The organism is Streptomyces sp. SAJ15 (assembly GCF_007595705.1).
Taxonomy (GTDB): Bacteria; Actinomycetota; Actinomycetes; order Streptomycetales; family Streptomycetaceae; genus Streptomyces.
The window spans coordinates 140,878-166,118 of sequence record NZ_NISY01000001.1 but is presented as its reverse complement, the minus strand read 5'-3'; the positions used below and the strand labels follow the sequence as shown (position 1 = coordinate 166,118).

Annotated in this window: 19 protein-coding genes and 1 tRNA gene; 2 read left to right on the top strand and 18 right to left on the bottom strand. The window is 68.4% G+C overall.

All coding sequences use genetic code 11. The features are described 5' to 3' along the window. Window positions 1-8 precede the first annotated feature (8 nt). The 14 genes from tuf to CD790_RS00680 form a co-directional block, all read right to left on the bottom strand. Entirely contained in the window at window positions 9-1,202 is a 1,194-nt protein-coding gene (tuf, locus tag CD790_RS00755; RefSeq protein ID WP_144380932.1) for an elongation factor Tu, read from the bottom strand. A gap of 221 nt (window positions 1,203-1,423) precedes the next feature. Next, window positions 1,424-3,544, bottom strand: coding sequence for an elongation factor G (fusA, locus tag CD790_RS00750; RefSeq protein ID WP_144380931.1), 2,121 nt, complete (start codon window positions 3,542-3,544; stop codon window positions 1,424-1,426). A gap of 39 nt (window positions 3,545-3,583) precedes the next feature. Continuing rightward, complete coding sequence (rpsG, locus tag CD790_RS00745; protein ID WP_135340137.1) at window positions 3,584-4,054, bottom strand: 30S ribosomal protein S7; 471 nt, start codon at window positions 4,052-4,054, stop codon at window positions 3,584-3,586. A gap of 2 nt (window positions 4,055-4,056) precedes the next feature. Beyond that, on the bottom strand, window positions 4,057-4,428 hold the full coding sequence (gene rpsL, locus CD790_RS00740; protein WP_003948652.1) for a 30S ribosomal protein S12: 372 nt from the start codon (window positions 4,426-4,428) through the stop codon (window positions 4,057-4,059). Window positions 4,429-4,959: 531 nt separating this feature from the next. Continuing rightward, a complete protein-coding gene (locus tag CD790_RS00730) occupies window positions 4,960-8,874 on the bottom strand; it encodes a DNA-directed RNA polymerase subunit beta' (protein WP_144380929.1) in 3,915 nt (1,304 codons plus the stop codon). 129 nt (window positions 8,875-9,003) lie between these two features. Further along, window positions 9,004-12,489 (bottom strand): DNA-directed RNA polymerase subunit beta, encoded by a 3,486-nt coding sequence (rpoB, locus tag CD790_RS00725; RefSeq protein ID WP_144380928.1) that lies wholly within the window; start codon window positions 12,487-12,489, stop codon window positions 9,004-9,006. A gap of 602 nt (window positions 12,490-13,091) precedes the next feature. Then, window positions 13,092-13,481: a 50S ribosomal protein L7/L12 gene (gene rplL / locus CD790_RS00715; protein ID WP_144380927.1), complete on the bottom strand. Its 390-nt coding sequence runs from the start codon at window positions 13,479-13,481 to the stop codon at window positions 13,092-13,094. A 136-nt stretch (window positions 13,482-13,617) separates the two neighbouring features. After that, complete coding sequence (gene rplJ, locus CD790_RS00710; protein WP_144380926.1) at window positions 13,618-14,145, bottom strand: 50S ribosomal protein L10; 528 nt, start codon at window positions 14,143-14,145, stop codon at window positions 13,618-13,620. Window positions 14,146-14,415: 270 nt separating this feature from the next. Next, the gene (locus CD790_RS00705; RefSeq protein ID WP_260867250.1) at window positions 14,416-15,309 is read right to left on the bottom strand and encodes a hypothetical protein; all 894 of its coding nucleotides are present in this window, start codon (window positions 15,307-15,309) and stop codon (window positions 14,416-14,418) included. Between the two features lie 145 nt (window positions 15,310-15,454). Next, window positions 15,455-16,171 carry a 50S ribosomal protein L1 gene (gene rplA / locus CD790_RS00700; RefSeq protein ID WP_144380925.1) on the bottom strand — a complete coding sequence of 239 codons (717 nt, stop codon included), beginning with the start codon at window positions 16,169-16,171 and terminating at the stop codon, window positions 15,455-15,457. Window positions 16,172-16,251: 80 nt separating this feature from the next. Beyond that, window positions 16,252-16,686: a 50S ribosomal protein L11 gene (gene rplK / locus CD790_RS00695; RefSeq protein WP_020869305.1), complete on the bottom strand. Its 435-nt coding sequence runs from the start codon at window positions 16,684-16,686 to the stop codon at window positions 16,252-16,254. Window positions 16,687-17,003: 317 nt separating this feature from the next. Beyond that, on the bottom strand, window positions 17,004-17,849 hold the full coding sequence (gene nusG / locus CD790_RS00690) for a transcription termination/antitermination protein NusG (RefSeq protein WP_144380924.1): 846 nt from the start codon (window positions 17,847-17,849) through the stop codon (window positions 17,004-17,006). A gap of 79 nt (window positions 17,850-17,928) precedes the next feature. Beyond that, window positions 17,929-18,219: a preprotein translocase subunit SecE gene (gene secE, locus CD790_RS00685; RefSeq protein ID WP_144380923.1), complete on the bottom strand. Its 291-nt coding sequence runs from the start codon at window positions 18,217-18,219 to the stop codon at window positions 17,929-17,931. A 112-nt stretch (window positions 18,220-18,331) separates the two neighbouring features. Next, window positions 18,332-18,404: transfer RNA gene (locus tag CD790_RS00680), tRNA-Trp, on the bottom strand. A gap of 308 nt (window positions 18,405-18,712) precedes the next feature. On the opposite strand from CD790_RS00680, the gene CD790_RS00675 reads away from it, so the two are divergent. Together CD790_RS00675 and CD790_RS00670 are read left to right on the top strand one after the other, a co-directional pair. Beyond that, complete coding sequence (locus CD790_RS00675; protein WP_186318819.1) at window positions 18,713-19,951, top strand: pyridoxal phosphate-dependent aminotransferase; 1,239 nt, start codon at window positions 18,713-18,715, stop codon at window positions 19,949-19,951. Between the two features lie 126 nt (window positions 19,952-20,077). Next, window positions 20,078-21,154, top strand: coding sequence for an adenosine deaminase (locus CD790_RS00670; protein ID WP_144380921.1), 1,077 nt, complete (start codon window positions 20,078-20,080; stop codon window positions 21,152-21,154). Window positions 21,155-21,361: 207 nt separating this feature from the next. On the opposite strand, the gene CD790_RS00665 is transcribed toward CD790_RS00670, so the two are convergent. From CD790_RS00665 to CD790_RS00650, 4 genes are all read right to left on the bottom strand, one after another. Further along, window positions 21,362-22,417 carry a UDP-N-acetylmuramate dehydrogenase gene (locus tag CD790_RS00665; RefSeq protein ID WP_144380920.1) on the bottom strand — a complete coding sequence of 352 codons (1,056 nt, stop codon included), beginning with the start codon at window positions 22,415-22,417 and terminating at the stop codon, window positions 21,362-21,364. A 60-nt stretch (window positions 22,418-22,477) separates the two neighbouring features. Further along, complete coding sequence (locus CD790_RS00660) at window positions 22,478-23,935, bottom strand: DHA2 family efflux MFS transporter permease subunit (RefSeq protein WP_144380919.1); 1,458 nt, start codon at window positions 23,933-23,935, stop codon at window positions 22,478-22,480. 143 nt (window positions 23,936-24,078) lie between these two features. Then, complete coding sequence (locus CD790_RS00655; RefSeq protein WP_144380918.1) at window positions 24,079-24,627, bottom strand: TetR/AcrR family transcriptional regulator; 549 nt, start codon at window positions 24,625-24,627, stop codon at window positions 24,079-24,081. 179 nt (window positions 24,628-24,806) lie between these two features. Beyond that, on the bottom strand, window positions 24,807-25,241 hold the full coding sequence (locus tag CD790_RS00650) for a MaoC family dehydratase (protein ID WP_144380917.1): 435 nt from the start codon (window positions 25,239-25,241) through the stop codon (window positions 24,807-24,809).

Sequence of the window (25,241 nt, the reverse complement as noted above, 5' to 3'; positions counted from 1 at the left end):
GCCTCAGGTCACTTGTTGATCTTGGTGACCTGGCCGGCGCCCACGGTCCGGCCACCCTCACGGATGGCGAACTTCAGGCCCTCCTCCATGGCGACCGGCTGGATCAGCTCGACCGACATCTCGGTGTTGTCGCCCGGCATGACCATCTCGGTGCCCTCGGGGAGGGTCACAACGCCGGTCACGTCCGTGGTACGGAAGTAGAACTGCGGGCGGTAGTTGTTGAAGAACGGGGTGTGGCGGCCACCCTCGTCCTTCGACAGGATGTACGCCTGAGCCTCGAACGAGGTGTGCGGCGTGACCGAGCCCGGCTTGATGATGACCTGGCCGCGCTCGACGTCCTCGCGCTTGATGCCACGGAGCAGCAGACCGACGTTCTCACCGGCCTGGCCCTCGTCGAGCAGCTTGCGGAACATCTCGATGCCGGTGACCGTGGTGGTGGTCTTCTCGGTCTTGATGCCGATGATGTCGACGGTCTCGTTGACCTTGAGGACACCACGCTCGATACGACCGGTGACGACGGTGCCACGACCGGTGATCGTGAAGACGTCCTCGATCGGCATCAGGAACGGCTTGTCGACATCGCGCTCCGGCTGCGGGATGGCCTCGTCGACGGCGTTCATGAGCTTGAGGACCGACTCGCCCCACTCGGCGTCGCCCTCGAGCGCCTTGAGCGCCGAGACCTGGACGACCGGAACGTCGTCGCCCGGGAACTCGTACTCGGAGAGGAGCTCACGGACCTCGAGCTCGACGAGCTCCAGGATCTCCTCGTCGTCCACCATGTCGGCCTTGTTCAGGGCGACGACGATGTACGGAACGCCGACCTGGCGGGCCAGGAGCACGTGCTCCTTGGTCTGCGGCATCGGGCCGTCGGTGGCGGCGACCACGAGGATGGCGCCGTCCATCTGCGCGGCACCGGTGATCATGTTCTTGATGTAGTCCGCGTGACCCGGGCAGTCGACGTGCGCGTAGTGACGCGACTCGGTCTGGTACTCGACGTGCGCGATGGAGATGGTGATACCGCGCTGACGCTCCTCAGGAGCCTTGTCGATCTGGTCGAAGGCCGAGGCCTCGTTCAGGTCCGGGTACTTGTCGTGCAGCACCTTGGTAATCGCCGCGGTGAGCGTCGTCTTACCGTGGTCGATGTGACCGATGGTGCCGATGTTGACGTGCGGCTTAGTCCGCTCGAACTTCGCCTTCGCCACTGGGGTCCTCCTGTGGAGTGGTTCTGTAACGCATCCACACTTTGCGGATGGGTTCAGGTGTTCTTACCGAACCGGCCAGGACCCCGAGGGGGATGCCCTTCGCCGTATTCGAATGGTGGGCCGGCGCCCGGGGCCCACCGCAGACCGCCTGAGCGGCGGTCTGCGGCGGTATGCCCCGATGCCTGATAGCTCCAGCCTAAAGGGGTGGGTAACGAGAGGTGTTACTCGCCCTTGGCCTTCGCGATGATCTCCTCGGCGACGTTCTTGGGAACCTCGGCGTAGGAGTCGAACTGCATGGAGTAGCTGGCACGGCCGGAGGTCTTGCTGCGCAGGTCTCCGACGTAGCCGAACATCTCCGAGAGCGGAACCAGGCCGGTGACCAGCTTGGCGCCGGAACGGTCCTCCATGGACTGGATCTGACCGCGACGGGAGTTGATGTCGCCGATCACATCGCCCATGTAGTCCTCGGGCGTGGTGACCTCGACCTTCATCATCGGCTCGAGCAGGGCCGGGCTGGCCTTGCGGGCGGCCTCCTTGAAGGCCATCGAACCGGCGATCTTGAACGCCATCTCCGAGGAGTCGACCTCGTGGTAGGCGCCGTCGAGCAGCGTGACCTTGACACCCGTGAGCGGGTAGCCCGCGAGCACGCCGAACTCCATGGCCTCCTGGCAACCCGCGTCCACGGACGGGATGTACTCCCGCGGGACACGACCACCGGTGACCTTGTTCTCGAACTCGTACCCGTCGCCCTCGAGCGGCTCGAGCGCGATCTGCACCTTCGCGAACTGGCCGGAACCACCAGTCTGCTTCTTGTGCGTGTAGTCGAGGCGCTCGACGGCCTTGCGCAGGGTCTCGCGGTACGCGACCTGCGGCTTACCGACGTTGGCCTCGACCTTGAACTCGCGACGCATACGGTCGACCAGCACGTCCAGGTGCAGCTCGCCCATGCCGGAGATGATGGTCTGGCCGGTCTCCTCGTCAGTCTTGACGCGGAAGGACGGGTCCTCCTCGGCCAGGCGCTGGATGGCGATACCCAGCTTCTCCTGGTCGCCCTTGGACTTCGGCTCGATGGCGACCTCGATCACCGGGGCCGGGAAGTCCATGGACTCCAGGATCACCGGGTTGGTCGGGTCGCACAGCGTCTCACCGGTGGTGGTCTGCTTCAGGCCCATGACGGCGACGATGTCACCGGCGCCCACCGACTCGATCTCCTCACGCTTGTTGGCGTGCATGCGGTAGATCTTGCCGATGCGCTCCTTCTTGCCCTTGACGGAGTTCTGGACCTGCGATCCAGACTCCAGGCGGCCGGAGTACACGCGGACGAAGGTGAGCTTGCCGAGGTGCGGGTCGCTCATGATCTTGAACGCCAGCGCCGACAGCGGCTCCTCGTCGGACGGCTTGCGCTTGACGACCTCGTCCGGGTTGCTGACCGCCTGGCCCTCGATCGCCTCGATGTCGATCGGGGAGGGCAGGTAGCGCACGACCGCGTCGAGCAGGGGCTGGACGCCCTTGTTCTTGAACGCGGTGCCACAGAACACCGGGGTGACGGTGGTGCCGCCGCCCTTGCCGGAGTTGATGGTGATACGGCGGATCGCCGCGTACAGCTGCTCCTCGGTGGGCTCCTGGCCCTCCAGGTACAGCTCCATCATCTCTTCGTCGTTCTCGGCGACGGCCTCGAGCAGCTTGCCGCGCCACTCGTCAGCAGCCTCGACGTGGGTGGCCGGGATGTCGACGACGTCGTACATCTCGCCCTTGGTCGCCTCGGCGGACCAGACCAGGGCCTTCATGCGGACCAGGTCCACGACGCCCTTGAAGTCGGCCTCGGCGCCGATCGGGAGCTGCATGACGATCGGGGTCGCACCGAGCCGGTCGACGATCATGTCGACACAGCGGTGGAACTCCGCGCCGGTGCGGTCCAGCTTGTTGACGAAGCAGATGCGCGGCACGCCGTAGCGGTCGGCCTGACGCCACACGGTCTCGGACTGGGGCTCGACACCCGCCACACCGTCGAACACCGTGACGGCACCGTCGAGCACGCGCAGCGAACGCTCCACCTCGACGGTGAAGTCGACGTGGCCCGGGGTGTCGATGATGTTGATGGTGTGGTCGACGTCCTCCAGCGGCCAGTGGCAGGTGGTCGCGGCGGACGTGATGGTGATGCCGCGCTCCTGCTCCTGCTCCATCCAGTCCATCGTCGCGGCGCCGTCGTGCACCTCGCCGATCTTGTAGGACACGCCGGTGTAGAACAGGATCCGCTCGGTGGTGGTCGTCTTGCCCGCGTCGATGTGGGCCATGATCCCGATGTTGCGGACCTTGGCCAGGTCAAGTGAAGTGGTGGCCATGTGGCTCAGTCTTCTCTCGGTTCTCGATGGGGGTAGCGACTACCAGCGGTAGTGCGCGAAGGCCTTGTTGGACTCGGCCATCTTGTGGGTGTCCTCGCGACGCTTGACGGAGGCGCCCAGACCGTTGCTGGCGTCCAGCAGCTCGTTCATGAGGCGCTCGGTCATGGTCTTCTCGCGACGGGCGCGGGAGTAGCCCACGAGCCAGCGCAGCGCGAGGGTGGAGGCGCGGCCGGGCTTGACCTCGACCGGAACCTGGTAGGTCGCGCCACCGACACGGCGGGACTTGACCTCGAGAGCCGGCTTGACGTTCTCGAGCGCGCGCTTGAGCGTGATGACCGGGTCGTTGCCGGTCTTCTCGCGCAGGCCCTCCATGGCGCCGTACACGATGCGCTCAGCGGTGGAACGCTTGCCGTTCAGCAGGATCTTGTTGATCAGCGAGGTGACAAGAGGAGAGTTGTAGACCGGGTCGATGATGACCGGGCGCTTCGGGGCGGGGCCCTTACGAGGCATTCTTACTTCTCCTTCTTGGCGCCGTAGCGGCTGCGAGCCTGCTTGCGGTTCTTGACGCCCTGCGTGTCGAGCGAACCACGGATGATCTTGTAGCGAACACCCGGAAGGTCCTTCACACGACCGCCACGCACGAGCACGATCGAGTGCTCCTGCAGGTTGTGGCCCTCACCCGGAATGTAAGCGGTGACCTCGATCCCGCTGGTCAGACGCACACGCGCGACCTTACGCAGGGCCGAGTTCGGCTTCTTCGGGGTGGTCGTGAAAACACGCGTGCAGACGCCGCGGCGCTGGGGCGAACCCTCCAGTGCGGGCGTCTTGTTCTTCTCGACCTTGTCCTGCCGGCCCTTGCGGACCAGCTGCTGGATCGTAGGCACCGTTTCTCCGGTTTCTGTGTGCCAGTCTCAGTAAAGCTAACCTGGGGTTTCTCCGACCCACGCGGTCGGGTGTGTCGCGAACCTCATACGCTTCCGCCGAGGCGAAAGGTGCGTATTTGGTAGGCGTCTCGGCCTCGGCATCCCGTGCGGACGAGTGCACGCACAAGGACCCGGGCACACCCCAGGCACAAGGTCTGAGCGTACCTACCTCATCCACTTCGGTCAAAACAAATGCCCCCCGCCGGGACACGCCGGACCTCCACCGATTCGCCGCCGCCTCCCCCCACGGGCGGTCCGACCGGTACGACGGGGTCCGCGCCGAGGAGCCCCTACGAGCCCGCGGGGGCCGCACGGCCCGCCCCGCGGCCACCGCCCGGCACCGACGTCGCACCGGGGCCCGCGACGGCCGGAGAGGCCCCGTAGGACGCGCCCACGGCCGTGTGCCCGCCGGCGGCGGGGCGCGGGCGCCCCGGAAAAGCCGCAGGGCGGCCACCCCCACGGGGGTGGCCGCCCTGCGTCGCCTGTGGCGTCTTACTGGTTGTACGGACCGTAGTCGTAGTCCTCCAGCGGGACGGCCTGGCCGGTGCCGGTGCCGAAGGGCGAGTAGTCGATGTCGTCGTAACCGACGGCCGAGTACATCGCGGCCTTCGCCTCCTCGGTCGGCTCGACCCGGATGTTGCGGTAGCGGGACAGGCCCGTACCGGCCGGGATGAGCTTACCGATGATGACGTTCTCCTTGAGGCCGATCAGGGAGTCCGACTTAGCGTTGATCGCCGCGTCGGTGAGCACCCGGGTCGTCTCCTGGAAGGACGCCGCCGACAGCCAGGACTCCGTCGCCAGCGAGGCCTTGGTGATACCCATCAGCTGCGGACGGCCGGAGGCCGGGTGGCCGCCTTCCTGGACCACGCGACGGTTCTCGGTCTCGAACTTCGAACGCTCGACGAGCTCGCCCGGCAGCAGCTCCGCGTCGCCGGACTCGATGATCGTCACGCGGCGGAGCATCTGCCGGATGATGATCTCGATGTGCTTGTCGTGGATCGACACGCCCTGGCTGTTGTAGACCTTCTGGACCTCGCCGACCAGGTGGACCTGGACGGCCCGCTGGCCGAGGATGCGCAGCACGTCGTGCGGGTTGGTGGCACCCACGGTCAGCGCCTGGCCGACCTCGACGTGGTCACCCTCGCTCACCAGGAGACGGGCTCGCTTGGAGATGCCGAAGGCGGTCTCGTCGGAGCCGTCGTCCGGGGTGACGATGATCTTCTTGGTCTTCTCGGTCTCCTCGATCCGGACGCGGCCGGCCGCCTCCGAGATCGGGGCGACACCCTTGGGCGTACGGGCCTCGAAGAGCTCGACGACACGCGGCAGACCCTGGGTGATGTCGTCACCGGCCACACCACCGGTGTGGAAGGTACGCATCGTCAGCTGGGTACCGGGCTCACCGATGGACTGGGCGGCGATGATGCCGACCGCCTCACCGATGTCGACCAGCTTGCCGGTGGCCAGCGAGCGGCCGTAGCACATGGCGCAGGTGCCGACGGCGGACTCGCAGGTGAGCACCGAGCGGGTCTTGACCTGCTCGACGCCGTGCTTGACGAGCTCCTGGATGAGGACGTCGCCCAGGTCGGTACCGGCCGGGGCCAGCACCTTGCCGTCGACGACGATGTCCTCGGCGAGGCAGCGCGCGTACACGCTGGTCTCCACGTCGTCCGTCTTGCGGAGCGTGCCGTCCGCGCCGCGGGACGCGATGGCCAGCTTGAGGCCGCGCTCGGTGCCGCAGTCCTCCTCGCGGATGATGACGTCCTGCGAGACGTCGACCAGACGACGGGTCAGGTAACCCGAGTCGGCGGTACGGAGGGCGGTGTCCGCGAGACCCTTACGGGCACCGTGGGTGGAGATGAAGTACTCCAGCACGGAGAGACCCTCACGGAACGACGCCTTGATGGGCCGCGGGATGGTCTCGTTCTTCGCGTTCGACACCAGACCACGCATACCGGCGATCTGCCGCATCTGCATCATGTTTCCTCGGGCACCCGAGTCAACCATCATGAAGATGGGGTTCGTCTTGGGGAAGTTCGAGTTCATCGCCTCGGCGACCTCGTTGGTCGCCTTGGTCCAGATCGCGATGAGCTCCTGGGTGCGCTCGTCCTTGGTGATCAGACCGCGCTCGTACTGCTTCTGGACCTTCTCGTCCTGCGCCTCGTAGCCCGCGACGATGGCCTTCTTGGCCTCGGGGACGACGACGTCGGAGATCGCGACGGTGACACCGGAGCGGGTGGCCCAGTGGAAACCGGCCGCCTTCAGGTTGTCCAGGGTCGCCGCGACGATGACCTTCGGGTAGCGCTCGGCGAGGTCGTTGACGATCTCGGAGAGCTGCTTCTTGCCCACCGAGTAGTCGACGAACGGGTAGTCCTCGGGCAGCAGCTCGTTGAAGAGCGCGCGGCCCAGCGTGGTGCGCAGCCGGAAGCTGTCACCCGGCTGCCACGGGGCAGCCTCGACACCCTCGTCGCCCTCCTCCGTGACCGGCGGGGTCCAGCCACGCGGCGGGACGGTGCCGATCGGGAAGCGGATGTCGACCTTCGCCTGGAGCGAGAGCTCCCGGGCGTCGAAGGCCATGATCGCCTCGGCGGTGGAGCCGAAGGACCGGCCCTCGCCCACGACCTCGCGCTCCTCCTCGTCGGTGGTGAGGAAGAACAGACCCAGCACCATGTCCTGGGTCGGCATGGTCACCGGACGGCCGTCGGCCGGCTTGAGGATGTTGTTCGAGGACAGCATCAGGATGCGGGCCTCGGCCTGGGCCTCCGCGGACAGCGGGAGGTGGACGGCCATCTGGTCACCGTCGAAGTCCGCGTTGAACGCGGTGCAGACGAGCGGGTGGATCTGGATGGCCTTGCCCTCGACCAGCTGCGGCTCGAAGGCCTGGATGCCCAGACGGTGCAGGGTGGGCGCACGGTTCAGCAGCACCGGGTGCTCGGCGATGACCTCTTCGAGCACGTCGTACACGACCGTGCGGCCGCGCTCGACCATGCGCTTCGCCGACTTGATGTTCTGCGCGTGGTTGAGGTCCACCAGGCGCTTCATCACGAACGGCTTGAAGAGCTCCAGCGCCATGGCCTTGGGCAGACCACACTGGTGCAGCTTGAGCTGCGGGCCGACGACGATGACGGAACGGGCCGAGTAGTCGACACGCTTACCGAGCAGGTTCTGACGGAATCGACCCTGCTTACCCTTCAGCATGTCGCTGAGGGACTTCAGCGGACGGTTACCGGGGCCGGTCACCGGGCGACCGCGGCGGCCGTTGTCGAACAGCGCGTCGACGGCCTCCTGCAGCATCCGCTTCTCGTTGTTCACGATGATCTCGGGGGCACCGAGGTCGAGGAGACGCTTGAGGCGGTTGTTGCGGTTGATCACACGGCGGTACAGGTCGTTCAGGTCGGAGGTCGCGAAGCGGCCACCGTCCAGCTGCACCATCGGACGCAGGTCCGGCGGGATCACCGGGATGCAGTCCAGCACCATGCCGTTGGGGCTGTTGCGGGTCTGCAGGAAGGCGGAGACGACCTTCAGGCGCTTGAGCGCACGGGTCTTCTTCTGGCCCTTGCCGGTCCGGATGATCTCGCGGAGCCGCTCGGCCTCCTCATCGAGGTCGAAGGACTCCAGGCGCTTCTGCAGCGCCGCGGCGCCCATGCCGCCCATGAAGTAGGTGCCGAACCGGTCCCGCAGCTCGCGGTAGAGCAGCTCGTCGCCCTCGAGGTCCTGGACCTTGAGGTTCTTGAAGCGGTTCCACACCTCGTCGAGGCGGTCGATCTCGCGCTGCGCACGGTCGCGCAGCTGCTTCATCTCACGCTCGGCGCCCTCACGCACCTTGCGGCGCACATCGGCCTTGGCGCCCTCGGCCTCCAGCTCGGCCAGGTCGGACTCGAGCTTCTTGGCGCGGGCCTCCAGGTCGGCGTCGCGGCGCTGCTCGATCTGCTGACGCTCGACGGAGACGTGGGCCTCCAGCGAGGGCAGGTCGCGCGTACGGCGCTCGTCGTCCACCCACGTGATCATGTAGGCGGCGAAGTAGATGACCTTCTCGAGGTCCTTCGGGGCGAGGTCGAGCAGGTAGCCCAGCCGCGACGGGACGCCCTTGAAGTACCAGATGTGGGTGACGGGGGCGGCCAGTTCGATGTGGCCCATCCGCTCACGACGCACCTTGGCGCGGGTCACCTCGACGCCGCAGCGCTCACAGATGATGCCCTTGAAGCGGACACGCTTGTACTTGCCGCAGTAGCACTCCCAGTCCCGGGTCGGACCGAAGATCTTCTCGCAGAAGAGTCCGTCCTTTTCGGGCTTCAGGGTGCGGTAGTTGATGGTCTCCGGCTTCTTGACCTCGCCGTGAGACCACTGCCGGATGTCGTCCGCGGTCGCCAGGCCGATCCGCAGCTCGTCGAAGAAGTTGACGTCGAGCACTTGTCGTCAATCCCTCTTTCAGGGTCGTGCCCCTCGCGCTAGCGAGAAATCTTGTCGGGGCATTGTGGTCTGACTTGGGGGTCCGGGGACGGCCGGGGCTTGAGGGCTCTCAAGCCCCGGCCAGACCCGTCAGACCTCTTCGACGCTGCTCGGCTCGCGCCGGGACAGGTCGATACCGAGCTCCTCCGCAGCGCGGAAGACGTCCTCATCGGTGTCACGCATCTCGATGGACATGCCGTCGCTGGACAACACCTCCACGTTGAGGCACAGGGACTGCATCTCCTTGATGAGCACCTTGAAGGACTCGGGGATGCCGGGCTCCGGGATGTTCTCGCCCTTGACGATGGCCTCGTAGACCTTCACGCGGCCGGTGACGTCGTCGGACTTGATGGTCAGCAGCTCCTGGAGGGCGTATGCGGCGCCGTAAGCCTCAAGCGCCCACACCTCCATCTCACCGAAGCGCTGGCCACCGAACTGAGCCTTACCACCCAGCGGCTGCTGGGTGATCATCGAGTACGGACCGGTGGACCGGGCGTGCAGCTTGTCGTCCACCAGGTGGTGCAGCTTGAGGATGTACATGTAGCCGACCGAGATCGGGTCCGGGAACGGCTCGCCGGAGCGGCCGTCGAACAGCCGGGCCTTACCGGAGGGGAGCACCAGGCGCTCGCCGTCACGGTTGGGCACGGTGTGCTCGAACAGACCCGCCAGCTCGTCCTCGCGGGCACCGTCGAAGACCGGGGTCGCGACGTTGGTGCCGGGAGCGACCTCGTCGGCGCCGATCGCCTGGAGCCGCTGCATCCACTCCTCGCTGCCCTCGACCTTCCAGCCTCGGGAGGCCAGCCAGCCGAGGTGGATCTCCAGGACCTGTCCCGGGTTCATTCGGGACGGGACACCCAGCGGGTTGAGGATGATGTCGACCGGGGTGCCGTCCTCCAGGAACGGCATGTCCTCGACCGGCAGGATCTTGGAGATGACACCCTTGTTGCCGTGGCGGCCGGCGAGCTTGTCACCGTCGGTGATCTTGCGCTTCTGCGCGACGTAGACGCGGACCAGCTGGTTCACGCCCGGCGGCAGCTCGTCGCCCTCCTCGCGGTCGAAGACGCGGACGCCGATGACCTTGCCGGTCTCGCCGTGCGGCACCTTCAGCGAGGTGTCACGGACCTCACGGGCCTTCTCACCGAAGATCGCGCGCAGCAGGCGCTCCTCCGGGGTCAGCTCGGTCTCACCCTTCGGGGTGACCTTGCCGACCAGGATGTCGCCGGCGATGACCTCGGCGCCGATGCGGATGATGCCGCGCTCGTCGAGGTCGGCCAGGACCTCCTCGGAGACGTTCGGGATGTCCCGGGTGATCTCCTCGGGGCCGAGCTTGGTGTCACGGGCGTCGACCTCGTGCTCCTCGATGTGGATCGAGGAGAGGACGTCGTCCTGCACGAGGCGCTGCGACAGGATGATCGCGTCCTCGTAGTTGTGACCCTCCCACGGCATGAACGCGACCAGCAGGTTCTTGCCGAGCGCCATCTCACCGTTCTGGGTGGACGGACCGTCGGCGAGCACCTGGCCCTCGATCACCCGGGCGCCCTCGTCGACGACGACCTTCTGGTTGAAGGAGGTGCCCTGGTTGGAGCGGGAGAACTTGGCCACGCGGTAGGTGGTGTACGTGCCGTCGTCGTTGGCCACCGTCACGTAGTCGGCGGAGACCTCCTGGACGACACCGTCCTTCTCGGCCTTGATGACGTCGCCGGCGTCGACCGCGCAGCGGTACTCCATGCCGGTGCCGACCAGCGGCGACTCCGCCTTGATCAGCGGAACGGCCTGGCGCATCATGTTCGATCCCATGAGCGCGCGGTTGGCGTCGTCGTGCTCGAGGAACGGGATCATGGCGGTCGCGACCGACACCATCTGGCGCGGCGAGACGTCCATGTAGTCCACGTCGGCCGGGGCCACGTAGTCGATCTCGCCACCACGGCGGCGGACCAGGACGCGGGCCTCCTCGAAACGGTTGTCCGCGGTCAGCGGCGCGTTGGCCTGCGCGATGACGAAGCGGTCCTCCTCATCGGCGGTGAGGAAGTGCACCACCTCGGTGACGACACCGTTCTCGTCGACCTTGCGGTAGGGGGTCTCCACGAAACCGAACGCGTTGACCCGGCCGTACGAGGCCAGCGAACCGATCAGACCGATGTTCGGGCCTTCGGGGGTCTCGATCGGGCACATGCGGCCGTAGTGCGACGGGTGGACGTCACGGACCTCGAAGCCGGCCCGCTCACGGGAGAGACCACCCGGGCCCAGCGCCGACAGACGACGCTTGTGGGTCAGACCCGACAGCGGGTTGGTCTGGTCCATGAACTGGGACAGCTGGCTGGTGCCGAAGAACTCCTTGATGGAGGCGACGACCGGCCGGATGTTGATCAGGGTCTGCGGCGTGATCGCCTCGACGTCCTGGGTGGTCATCCGCTCGCGGACGACGCGCTCCATACGAGCCAGACCGGTGCGGACCTGGTTCTGGATGAGCTCGCCGACGTTGCGCAGACGACGGTTGCCGAAGTGGTCGATGTCGTCGGTCTCGACGACGATCGTCTGACCGTTGGCGCCGACCGTCTCGGCCTCGCCCGCGTGCAGCTTCACCAGGTACTTGATCGTCGCGATGATGTCGTCGACGGTCAGCACACCGGCGTCGAGCGGGGCGTCCGCGGCCAGCTTCTTGTTGACCTTGTAGCGGCCGACCTTGGCCAGGTCGTAGCGCTTCGGGTTGAAGTAGAGGTTCTCCAGCAGCGTCTGCGCGGCCTCACGCGTCGGCGGCTCGCCCGGGCGCAGCTTGCGGTAGATGTCGAGCAGCGCGTCGTCCTGGCCCTGGGTGTGGTCCTTCTCCAGGGTGGCGCGCATGGACTCGTACTCGCCGAACTCCTCGAGGATCTGCTCGGTGGTCCAGCCGAGCGCCTTGAGCAGGACGGTCACGGACTGCTTGCGCTTGCGGTCGATGCGGACACCGACCATGTCGCGCTTGTCGACCTCCATCTCCAGCCAGGCACCCCGGGAGGGGATGATCCGGGCGGAGAAGATGTCCTTGTCGGACGTCTTGTCGATGGAGGAGTCGAAGTAGACACCCGGCGAGCGGACCAGCTGCGACACCACGACACGCTCGGTGCCGTTGATGACGAAGGTGCCCTTGTTGGTCATGAGCGGGAAGTCGCCCATGAAGACCGTCTGGGACTTGATCTCGCCGGTCTCGTTGTTGGTGAACTCGGCGGTGACGAAGAGCGGCGCGGCGTAGGTGAAGTCGCGCTCCTTGCACTCGTCGATCGAGTTCTTCGGAGGCTCGAAACGGTGGTCGCGGAAGGTCAGCGACATCGACCCGGAGAAGTCCTCAATCGGGGAGATCTCCTCGAAGATCTCCTCCAGACCGGACTTGGTGGGGACGTCCTGACCGCTGTCCAGCGCTGCCTCGACGCGAGCCTTCCAGGCCGCATTGCCGAGCAGCCAATCGAAGCTCTCGGTCTGCAGCGCGAGGAGGTTCGGAACCTCGAGAGGCTCCTTGATCTTCGCAAAGGAGATGCGCAGCGGGGCGGTGCTGGCGCCGTTGTTCGTATTGGCGGTCGAGGCGTTGCGCGAGGCGGCCAAGAGGGGGTCCTTCCGAGGGCTCGGACTCACTACGCGCGTACCGGTCCCACCGCACACATCGAGACGAAATCCCAGGTCAGGGCACTTCAATCAGCTGTGTTCAACGGTGGGCATGCCCCTGGTGACGGGCAGGGAGCAGCTAACAGGCAGCGCAAAGGGTCAGTGTAGCCACTCGGCACACTGATGTCCAGAGCAGGGTTTCGGAGACCGTCGCTGCTCCCACTCTTCCTCCGGAAGGCAATCTCTCCACCCGGGAGGGTTGCCCCTCATTGTCACTCAACGCCAACCGCGAGCTACGCGCTGAAGGCGCATTTCGATACTGCCCACTCTGGCACCGATCCATGCCTCGAACCTGGATCGGTGCTGACGTCGCGTCCTGAGAATTGCGCGCTGCGTGCCGTTCGTCAAGGCCCCGCACTCCGGTGAGATCGTCACAGGACGTGGCGGTGGGCAACGAAGATCACCATACCTGTCGGGGCGGAGAAGGCAACGCAGCCGTCACGGGAACGCCGAAGGGCGACCACCCAGACGGGTGATCGCCCTTACGGTACGACCGAGTGGGCCCGCGCCGTGCGACGCGGAGCCCCACTAGGCCGTGAGGGTCACTTGACCTCGACGGAGGCGCCGGCGCCCTTGAGGGACTCGGCGGCCTTCTCGGCCTGCTCCTTGTTGACCTTCTCCAGGACCGGCTTCGGGGTGCCGTCCACGAGGTCCTTGGCCTCCTTCAGACCCAGGGAGGTCAGCTCGCGCACGACCTTGATGACCTGGATCTTCTTGTCGCCGGCACCGGTGAGGATGACGTCGAACTCGTCCTTCTCCTCGACGGCCTCGGCGGCAGCGCCACCGGCGGCACCACCGGCGACGACGACCGGCGCGGCAGCGGCGGCGGTGACGTCGAACTTCTCCTCGAACGCCTTCACGAACTCGGAGAGCTCGATGAGGGTCATCTCCTCGAACTGCGCGAGCAGCTCGTCCTGGGTGAGCTTCGCCATGGTGGCGGTCCTTCCACTAAGTCGGCGGGTGCCGGATGTACATGTGAGGCGGGCGTGCGCCTTACGGCGTTACTGCGTCGACGTCTGGCCCGCTGTGACCGCCGCCGCTCAGGCGGCGGTCAATGTGCGAGCCGAGTTACTCGGCACCGCCCTGCTCGGCCTGCTTGGCGCGCAGCGCGTCCACGGTGCGGACGAGCTTCGACGGCAGCGCCTGGAAGACAGAGGCAGCCTGGGACTGCTTGCCCTTCATGGCACCGGCCAGCTTGCTGAGCAGAACCTCGCGGGACTCAAGGTCCGCAAGCTTCTTGATCTCGTCGGCGGACAGCGCCTTACCTTCAAGGACACCGCCCTTGATGACGAGAGCGGGGTTCTCCTTGGCGAAGTCACGAAGACCCTTCGCCGCCTCGACCGGGTCCCCGGTCACGAAGGCAACGGCGGTCGAGCCCTTGAGGTGCTCGTCCAGGGTGATCCCGGCCTCATTGGCCGCGATCTTGGTCAGCGTGTTCTTCACCACACGGTACTGCGCGTTGCCACCGAGCGAACGGCGCAGCTGCTTGAGCTGCGCAACGCTAAGCCCGGTGTACGAGGTCACAACAGCGGCGTTGGAGCTACGGAACTTGTCCGTGATCTCCTCGACAGCTGTGGCCTTGTCGGGCCTCGCCATGAGCCTCGGCCTCCTTCCGGGTGGTAACGGACCGCGTAGCGTCGGGAAGGCGGCTGGGCAAAACGAAACGCCCCGGCGCAGGCGCGCGGGGCGTGACTCAACCGAATGAATCCATAAGGAATCACCCGGGAGTAGCTTCCACAGTCACCTGCGCAGGTCGCCCGCAGCTAGCGGATCCTTCGGCCGCCGCGCCCCATGGAGAGGCACAGCAACGACCAGCGGTCTTTGGCTTCCGTGGAAGCGTACGCGAATGGTGCTTCGGCAGGCAAATCAGCTCTGCGGGAGCGCGTCCTCGAAGTTCATGGTGTCCCCGGCGGGCGGCTCCTCCACCGAGACGTCCGTGCCGTAGTCGGTGTAGTAGACGGTGGAGTCGTACGCGCCGCTGGTGCTGTCGGCCCGCTCGCGCTTCTTGAGCAGCAGGTCGTTCTCGTCGACCCACACGTCGATGGTCTCGGTCTCCATGCCGGCCTGCTGCAACTGCTCCTGGAGGCTCTTCAGGTCCTGCTCGGTGAGGTCCTTGGACTGCATCTTGGCCAGGTCCGCCACCTTCACCGTGCCGGTGTAGTGGGTGGTGTCGATGCCCCGGACCTTCTCCTCGCCCATGCTCTTGACCTTGCCGGTGGCGACGAGCAGCTGGACCGCGCGGGCCGGGTCGGTGTTCTGCATCTGGTCCTGGAGGAACTTGCCGGACGCGCCCGCCTGCTTGGCGAGGGTGGCGTAGTCGTACTTCATCCAGTGCTTGCCGCCGGCCTTGGGGTCGGCCGCCAGGGCGTCACCGAGGTTCACGAACATGGCGTCCGGGGTGTAGCGGGCCTCCATGGGCTTCTTGTCCATGGGAGTGCCGGAGACCGCGCCGCCGGTCTGAATGATGGTCATGGTGGCGCGCATGCCGTCCGACCAGTCCATCTGGCCCTTCATCGAGGTGGTCGCGGGGCCCATCTGGGTCGTCCCCTCGACCTTGGCGGAGTTCTGCTTCCGCGTGTGCTCCGAGACGTTCTGCAGGGCGCTCAGCGCGTTGCCGGCCGCCGGGCCGACCTTGTCGCCGCCGGTGCTGTTGCCGCCGCCGGCCTTGTCCGAGTCGGAGCCGCAGGCGGTCAGGGCTATCGCCAGCACGGCGACGCTCGCGGTCGCCGCGACGCGGCCCTTCAGACGAGTCGTGTGCACAAGTCCCCCTCGTTTTGCTTCTTGCCGTGAACACGCGGGGAAGCAGCCTAGCGGAGATGGGGGACGGCGCAACGCGGCGAGCCCGGTCCCCCGTTGGGGGGACCGGGCTCGCGTCGATTTCGCTGCTACGCGACCGCCGTCAGGCTCAGACGGTCTCGTCCTCGACGAGGAGGTTGCGGGTGCGGTTCGAGTCGACCTGGATGCCGGGGCCCATCGTGGTGGTGATGGTGGCCTTCTTGATGTAACGGCCCTTGGCGGCGGACGGCTTCAGACGCAGGATCTCCTCCAGCGCCGCACCGTAGTTCTCCACGAGCTTGGCGTCGTCGAAGGACACCTTGCCGATGATGAAGTGGAGGTTCGAGTGCTTGTCGACACGGAACTCGATCTTGCCGCCCTTGATCTCGGTGACGGCCTTGGCGACGTCCGGAGTGACGGTGCCGGTCTTCGGGTTCGGCATCAGACCACGCGGACCGAGCACGCGGCCGAGGCGGCCGACCTTGCCCATGAGGTCCGGGGTGGCGACGACGGCGTCGAAGTCCAGGCGGCCCTTGGCGACCTCGTCGATGAGCTCGTCGGCGCCGACGATGTCGGCGCCCGCGGCACGCGCGGCCTCGGCACGGTCGCCGGTCGCGAAGACCAGGACCCGGGCGGTCTTACCGGTGCCGTGCGGAAGGTTCACGGTGCCACGGACCATCTGGTCGGCCTTACGCGGGTCGACGCCCAGACGGAAGGCGACCTCGACGGTGCCGTCGAACTTGGTGGCGGAGGTCTCCTTGGCGAGACGGACGGCCTCGAGCGGGGCGTACAGACGCTCCCGGTCGATCTTCGCGTCCGCGTTGCGAAGAGTCTTGCTGCGCTTCACTGCTGCTCCTGCGGTTCAGGGGTGGAGTCGTGGTCCGGGCCAGCGCCTGGCCCTGCCACTGAAGACGTACGGGGCTGAACTCAGCCTTCGACCGTGATGCCCATGGAGCGGGCGGTGCCGGCGATGATCTTCTCGGCGGCGTCCAGGTCGTTGGCGTTCAGGTCGGGCATCTTGGTGGTGGCGATCTCGCGGACCTGGTCGCGGGTGATCTTGGCGACCTTGGTCTTGTGCGGCTCGCCGGAGCCCTTCTCCACGCCCGCGGCCTTGAGGATCAGCTTCGCGGCCGGCGGAGTCTTGGTCACGAAGGTGAAGGAACGGTCCTCGTAGACCGTGATCTCCACCGGCACGACCATGCCACGCTGCGACTCGGTCGCGGCGTTGTAGGCCTTGCAGAACTCCATGATGTTGACGCCGTGCTGACCCAGCGCGGGGCCGACCGGCGGAGCCGGGTTCGCGGCACCGGCCTGGATCTGGAGCTTGATAAGCCCCGTGACCTTCTTCTTCTTGGGAGGCATGCTCTCTCCGGGTCCTGTATTCCTCGCTCGCCGCCGGACGCTTCGACCCGGTGTCGACGGTCGACCGCGCTCGGGCCCTCACTCGGACCTCCGCGCGCTCTCCCCTTCGACACCGGCGCGCCCTTCGGCTCGCTCGGCGTGTGAGAGGTTTTCCGCCTCCGGTCCGGATCATCCGGATGGAGGCATACCGCACAACGATAACGGGTAAGGCTATGCGGCTAAAAACCGAGCAGGTCAGGCAGTCCCCCGGCTGTCACCGGGAGGCGCCCCGAGGGGCCCGCCTGACCTGTTCGGACGTCTGGTATCCGGAAGGACGATCAGTTCTTCTGGATCTGGTCGAAGCTCAGCTCGACCGGGGTCTCGCGGCCGAAGATCTCGACGAGGCCCTTGACCTTCTTCGAGTCGGCGTTGATCTCGTTGATGGTCGCCTGGAGGGTGGCGAACGGACCGTCGGTGACGGTGACCGAGTCGCCGACCTCGAAGTCCAGCACCTGGACCTCGACCTTGCGGCTGGGCGCCGGGCGGCCCTCGGCCTCGGCGGCCTCCTTGGCGGCCTTCGCCTCGGCCTCCGGGGCGAGCATCTTGACGATCTCGTCCAGGGTCAGCGGGTACGGGTCGTAGGCGTTGCCCACGAAGCCGGTGACACCCGGCGTGTTCCGCACGACGCCCCAGGACTCGTTCGTCAGGTCCATGCGCACCAGCACGTAGCCGGGGAGCTTGTTCTGGCGGACGGTGCGGCGGTCGCCGTTCTTGATCTGGACGACCTCCTCCTGCGGCACCTCGGCCTGGAAGATGTAGTCCTCGACGTTGAGCGAGACGGCGCGCTGCTCGAGGTTGGTCTTCACGCGGTTCTCGTAACCCGCGTAGGTGTGGATGACGTACCACTCGCCGGGGAGGGTGCGCAGCTCCTCGCGGAGGGCGGCGACCGGGTCGACGGCCTCGGCGGCCGGCTCCTCGGTCTCCTCCTCGGCGGGCTCCTCGTCCTCGGCTTCCTCGGCCTCGTCCTCGACGGACTCCTCGTCCTCGACGTGGAGCGCGGCCTCCTCGGCCGCCTGGCCCGCCTCGGCGTCGACAGCCTCGACCTGGTCGTCGTCGGCCGCCTCGACGATGTCGAGCTCGTCCTCCACGGACTCGACGGGCTCGTTCAGGTTCGGGTCAGACACGGTGGCTGCTTCTTCCTGGCTTCAAGAGGGGTGGAACGAGTGAAGGGGCAGCCCGGTGGGGGCCGCCCTCACGTATGAGCTAGCCGAAGACGTACTTGACGGCTTCGCTGAACCCAAAGTCAATCACGGTAACGAGGCCGATCATGATGACGACGAAGACGATCACCACCATGGTGTACGTCGTCAGCTGGCCGCGCGTCGGCCAGACGACCTTGCGGAGCTCGGCGACGACCTGGCGGTAGAACAGCGCGAGGCGACCGAGAGGGCCCTTCTTCCCGCGCTTGCCACCGCGGCGACCCTTCTTGGCCGCCACCTCGTCCTCGGGACGACCGCTCTCAGGCGTCGCGGTGGAGCCAAGGGCTTCCGTCACTCGTCCTCACCTGAATCCGGATCGTGGCCGTGCCGCGTCCGGCCCGGCCGTACAGCGGTGCTTCCCGCATTACGCATGTGATACACGCGCATCCTCATGAAGATGCGTGTAGCAGGGCCGGAGGGACTTGAACCCCCAACCGCCGGTTTTGGAGACCGGTGCTCTACCAATTGAGCTACGACCCTTTGCGGCTTCACCAACCTACCGCATCCGACCGGCTGCACGGAGTGTGCGGGGCGGAAACGATGGCGTGTGTGGCCAACGACGGATGAGTGTACGTGTTCTGCGGCCGGGCGTCGAACGAGATATCCGCCGAGTTCGCCGCGACCCCGGTTCCCGGCCCCGTTTCCGGCCTGCTTCGCGGCCCCCATCCAACCGGGGAAACCCCGTGGTCAGCCGCGGATACGGCCCGGAAATCCCCGGCGGGACACGCCGTGGGACGCGTCCCGAAACCCGTGTGTCCCGGCCGTCGCGAGGATGCGACGATGCATGCATGAGCGCTGCTACTCCTGCCCCGTCCGCACCCACCGACCGCCGGGTCTCGGCCCGCGTCGGGTCGATCTCCGAGTCGGCCACCCTCGCCGTCGACGCCAAGGCCAAGGCCCTCAAGGCCGCCGGCCGCCCGGTGATCGGCTTCGGCGCGGGCGAGCCGGACTTCCCCACCCCCGACTACATCGTCGAGGCCGCGGTGGAGGCCTGCCGTGACCCCAAGAACCACCGCTACACCCCCGCCGGCGGTCTGCCCGAGCTGAAGGCCGCGATCGCCGCCAAGACGCTCCGCGACTCCGGCTACGAGGTCGAGGCGGCGCAGGTGCTCGTCACCAACGGTGGCAAGCAGGCGATCTACGAGGCGTTCGCCGCGATCCTGGACCCGGAGGACGAGGTCATCGTCCCGGCTCCGTACTGGACCACCTACCCCGAGTCCATCCGGCTGGCGGGCGGCGTCCCGGTCGACGTCGTCGCCGACGAGACCACCGGCTACCGGGTCTCGGTGGAGCAGCTGGAGGCGGCGCGCACCGAGCGCACCAAGGTGCTGCTCTTCGTCTCCCCGTCCAACCCGACCGGCGCGGTCTACAGCCGCGCCGAGGTGGAGGCGATCGGCCGCTGGGCGGCCGAGCACGGGCTGTGGGTGCTGACCGACGAGATCTACGAGCACCTGGTCTACGGCGACGCGGAGTTCACCTCGCTGCCGGTGGTCGTGCCCGAGCTGCGCGACAAGTGCATCGTGGTCAACGGCGTCGCCAAGACCTACGCGATGACCGGCTGGCGGGTGGGCTGGGTCATCGGCCCGAAGGACGTCGTCAAGGCCGCGACCAACCTCCAGTCGCACGCCACCTCCAACGTCTCCAACGTCGCCCAGCGCGCGGCGCTCGCGGCGGTCTCCGGCGATCTGACGGCGGTCGACGAGATGAAGGTCGCCTTCGACCGGCGGCGCCGCACCATCGTGCGGATGCTCAACGAGATCGAGGGCGTGTTCTGCCCGGAGCCGGAGGGCGCGTTCTACGCCTACCCGTCGGTCAAGGGGCTGCTGGGCAGGGAGATCCGCGGCAAGCGGCCCGCGACCTCCGTCGAGCTGGCCGAGCTGATCCTTGAGGAGGCCGAGGTCGCGGTGGTCCCGGGTGAGGCCTTCGGTACCCCGGGCTACCTGCGCCTGTCGTACGCGCTCGGCGACGAGGACCTGGTCGAGGGCGTCTCGCGGCTCCAGAAGCTGCTGAGCGAGGCGCGCGCCTAGGCGGACGCTCCCGGCGGGTCCGGGACCGGTTGCGGGGCCCTTCGGGGCCCCGCACGCGCGTTCGGGGATGTGCTCCTGTGGGGAATCCCCTTCCGGTTCCGGTGTCCGATACGGCAGGATCTTGGGATGTTGCAGTCCCCTGGAGACCCCCCTCGGCACGACCGGGCAGTCCCGCCCCACGGGGCACCCGGCACGCGAGAGCTGCGCCTGTTGCCCAAGGCGCACCTGCATCTGCACTTCACCGGCTCGATGCGACCCGGCACCCTGCTGGAGCTGGCCGACAAGTACGGCGTCCACCTGCCGGAGGCGCTCAGCTGCGGCGAACCGCCCCGGCTACGGGCCACCGACGAACGCGGCTGGTTCCGCTTCCAGCGGCTCTACGACATCGCCCGGTCCTGTCTGCGAGAGCCGGAGGACATCCAGCGGCTGGTGTTCGAGGCCGCCGAGGAGGATGTGCGGGACGGCTCGCAGTGGCTGGAGATCCAGGTCGATCCGACCTCGTACGCCCCGCGGCTGGGCGGTCTGATCCCGGCCATGGAGATCATCCTGGACGCGGTGGACCGCGCGGCGCGCGACACCGGCCTGGGCATCCGGGTGCTGGTCGCGGCCAACCGCATGAAGCACCCGCTGGACGCGCGCACGCTGGCCCGACTGGCGGTGCGCTACCGCGACCGCGGGGTCGTCGGCTTCGGCCTGTCCAACGACGAGCGGCGCGGCCTCGCGCGGGACTTCGACCGGGCCTTCGCCATCGCGCGGGAGGGCGGGCTGCTGGCGGCGCCGCACGGCGGCGAGCTGACCGGCCCGCACAGCGTCCGGGACTGCCTGGACGATCTGCACGCGGCCCGCGTGGGGCACGGCGTGCGCGCCGCGGAGGACCCGCGCCTGCTGCGCGAGCTCGCCCAGCGCGGCGTGACCTGCGAGGTGTGCCCGTCGTCCAACGTGGCTCTCGGGGTCTACGAGCGCCCGGGTGACGTGCCGCTGCGCACCCTCTTCGAGGCGGGCGTGCCGATAGCGCTGGGTGCCGACGATCCGCTGCTCTTCGGTTCCCGGCTGGCCGCCCAGTACGAGCTGACACGCGTGCACCACGGCTTCACCGACACGGAGCTGGCCGAGCTGGCCCGCCAGTCGATCCGCGGCTCGGCCGCGCCGGCGGAGGTCCAGAAGCAGGTGCTGGCGGGGATCGACGACTGGCTGGCGGGCTGAGGCGGCACCGGGCCGGGCGCGGGCCGCTACCGCCCTCGTACGGCCCGGTGGCCGGCCGGGAGCCCTGTGGCGCCCGCGTCGGCGCCGCCGGGCCCGGTAGAGCCCGTGGGCGCCCCGTGACGCGCCGCGATCGGCGCCCGGGGCGGCGGGGCCCGGTGGCCGGCCGCGGCGCGGGGTCGTCCCCTCCCCTGGCGCGTGGGCGGGTCCCTAGAGGCTCACGCCGACCGTGACGGGCTCGTTGACCAGGGTGACCCCGAAGGCCGCGTGGACGCCGTCGCGGACCTCGCGGGCGAGCGTCAGCAGGTCCTCGGTGGTGGCCCGGCCGCGGTTGGTGAGCGCGAGCGTGTGCTTGCCGGAGATGCGGGCCGGACCGTCCCCGTAGCCCTTGGTGAAGCCGGCCTTGTCGATCAGCCAGGCGGCGGAGGTCTTGATGTGGCCGTCGCCCGCCGGGAAGGCGGGCGGGGCGACGTCCGGGCCGAGCCGCTCGGCCACGCGGCCCAGGAAGGCGGCGTGCTCGGCCTCGCTGAGGATCGGGTTGGTGAAGAACGACCCCGCCGACCAGGTGTCGTGGTCTTCCGGGTCGAGCACCATGCCCTTGCCCGCGCGGAGCTTCAGCACGGTCTCACGGGCGGTGGCGGCGGGCACCCGGTCGCCGACCTCGACACCGAGCACCCGCGCGGTCTCGCCGTACTTGATCGGCGCGGAGAGGCCGTCCGCGTCCTCCAGGGCGAAGCGGACGCGCAGCACGACGAAGCGGGTGGGGTCGTCCTTGAAGCGGCTGTGCCGGTAGCCGAAGCCGCAGTCCGCGTTGGGGATGGTCACGACCTCGTCGGCACGCCGGTCGTAGGCGACGACCTCGGTGATCGTGGCCGAGACCTCCTGGCCGTACGCGCCGACGTTCTGGATCGGCGTGGCGCCGGCCGAGCCCGGGATGCCGGCCAGGCACTCGATCCCCGCCAGACCCGCCTCGACGGTGCGCGCCACGGCCTCGGACCAGTTCTCGCCGGCGGCCAGTTCCAGGTGGGTGCCGTCGAGGGTGAAGCCGGTGGTCGCGATGCGCAGCGCGGTGCCGGCGAAGCCCTTGTCCGAGATCACCAGGTTGCTGCCGCCCCCGATGATCAGCAGCGGGGTGCCGGCGGCGTCCGCCTCGCGCACGACCGCGATCACGTCGTCGTCCGTGGTGGCCGTGACCAGCCGGGTGGCCGGCCCGCCGAGCCGGAAGGTGGTCAACGGGGCAAGCGGGGCGTCATGGAGTTCCTGCACCCGCACAAGGGTACGGGGTGCCTTTCCGGCGGCCCGGCCGGCCGAGCCGGCCGGCGGCTCCTACACGGCCGACGGGACCGGGGCGGGCGCCTCGGGTGTCTCCGGCGCCTCGGAGCGTGCCGGGGCCTCGGAGACGGCGACCGCGCGGGACGGCAGCAGCAGGGCCGCCACCGCCGCCAGGGCCACCGCGGCGGCGCCCACCCACAGCGCCGGCGCGATGCCGTCGACGAAGGCGGCGGGCGACTCGTAGCCTCCCCGGGACGCGAAGACGGAGGCCAGGACGGCGACGCCGAGGGTGCCACCGACCTCGCGGAGCGCGTTGTTGGCGCCGGAGGCGATGCCCTGCTCCGCCGGGCGGACGCTGGACATGACCAGGTTGGCCGCCGGAGCGAAGTACAGCGCCATGCCGATGCCGCTGACGACCAGCGCGGGCAGCTGCGCGGCATAGGAGACGTCGGCGTCCATGACAAGCGCGAAGAGCGCCAGACCGACCGACTGGAGGGCGAGCCCCACGGCGACGACGGGACGGCCGCCCACGCGGTCGGAGAGGTATCCGGCGATGGGCGCGACGATCATCGGCATGCCGGTCCAGGGCAGCATCCGCAGCCCGGCCTCGGTGGGCGAGTAGCCGCAGACCTGCTGGAGGAACTGGCTGAGCAGGAAGATCGAGCCGAACATCCCCAGGAACATCAGCAGGCTGGCCGCGTTGATCGCCGAGAAGGCGCGGCCGCGGAAGAGCCGCATCGGCAGCATCGGGTCGCGGCCGCGGACTCCGTGGCGGACGAAGGCGACGAGCAGCGCCGCGCCGACGATCAGCCCGGTGAGCACCCGGCCGCTGGTCCAGCCGTGCGGGGTGGCGCTGACCAACCCGTAGACGATGCCGAAGAGGCCGAGGCTGACCAGGACGGTGCCGGGGACGTCGAGCCGGGCCCCGGGCGCGCGGGACTCGTTCAGCCGCAGTCGGGCGAGTGGCAGCAGGGCGATGCCGAGCGGCACGTTCAGCCAGAAGATCCACTGCCAGGAGACATGCTCGGTGAGGCCGCCGCCGATGAGCGGGCCGCTGGCGACGGCGAGCCCGTTGACGGCGCCCCAGACGCCGTACGCCATGCCCCGGCGCTCGGCCGGCACCGCGCTGGTGAGCAGGGTCAGGGTGAGCGGCATCATGATCGCCGCGCCGACACCCTGCACCGCGCGGGCGGCGATCAGCCCGTCGAGGCCGGAGGCCATGGCGGCGACGGCCGAGGCCCCGGTGAAGATCGTGAGACCGACCAGGAAGAGCCGGCGGCGTCCGTAGCGGTCGCCCAGGGCGGCGCCGGTCATGAGCAGCACCGCGAAGGTCAGGGTGTAGGCGTTCACCGTCCATTCGAGGTCCGCGAGGCCGCCGCCGAGGTCCTCACGGATGGCCGGCAGGGCGGTGGTGACCACGAGGTTGTCCAGGGCCGCCATGAAGCCGGCGACGCTGGTGACGACGAGTGCCCAGACGGCGTCCCCGCGCCGGGCGAGCTGGTGCTGTTCCATGAATCCCCCTGAAGATTAGTTATTGCTTACTAACTTTCGCGCTCATGACGATGCGCGGGCGGGGACCCGGACGAACGAGGGCCACTCCCCCGCGGCGGTCCGCCGTCGACCGACCCCCGCCCCGCGCGGTCTCGCTACCGCCCCTACTCGACCGGGATCTCGGAGAAGTCGGACCAGACCCGGTGATCCGGCGGGAAGCCCAGCGAGGCCAGGACGTTGATCAGCATTCCGTAGGCCATGAACTCGGTCGTCTCGCCGACGTCCGCCCCCAGGGCCAGGTGGGACGAGTCCCACAGCTCCGCCCAGCTGGCGCGGATCGCCTCGCCGAACTCGCGGTCCCCCGCCGCCTCGGCCGAGGCCACGGCGACGTAGACCTGCATCTGCATGAGCAGCCGCTCGGGGTCGGCGAGGAGCTTCTTGTAGGCGTCGGCCATGGCCATGTGCGCGCCCTCGGGCGGCACGTCGCGCGCCGCCTCCGCCATCGCCTCCCGGGTCTCCTGGAGGCAGCGGGTGGCCGCCGCCAGGAAGATGGCCTGCTTGTTCGGGAAGAGCCGGAACAGGTACGGCTGCGAGACACCCACCCGACGCGCGATCGCCTCGGTGGACGTGCCGCGGTAGCCACCGCGCGCGAACTCGGTGATCGCGGCCCGGATGACACTCTCGCGCCGCTCTTCCGCGCTCATTCTGACCATGGAAGGGAAGTTAGTGGCCAATCACTAACACGTCAAGGTCGAAAGCCGCCCCCGGTCCGTGGGGCCGGGGGCGACGGAGGCGCTTGCGGTGCGCCGCGAGGGCCGCGTACACCCGCGCGAAGGCGAACACGTGCCCGCGCGGGCGCCGGCGGACGACCGCGACCGCCGCGCGGGCGCGGTCAGGCGAGGGCGACCACCGCGCGGGACATGCCGAGGACCTTGCGCCCCTCGTTCATGGCCACCAGGTCCACGCGGACCGTGCGGGCCTCGTCGTCGAGCTTCACGGCGACCTTGGCACTGACCTCGATCAGGCTGCCCTTGTCGTCGTTGGGGACCACGACCGGCTTCGTGAAGCGCACCCCGTAGTCGACCACCGCGGCCGGGTCGCCGGCCCAGTCGGTCACCACGCGGATCGCGGACGCCATGGTGAACATGCCGTGCGCGATGACGTCGGGCAGGCCGACCTCGGTGGCGAACTTCTCGTTCCAGTGGATCGGGTTGAAGTCGCCGGAGGCACCCGCGTACGCGACGAGTGTGGCGCGGTTCACGGAGAAGGTCTGCGGCGGCAGCTCGGTGCCGACCTCGACATCGGCGTAGGAAACCTTCGCTGTCAT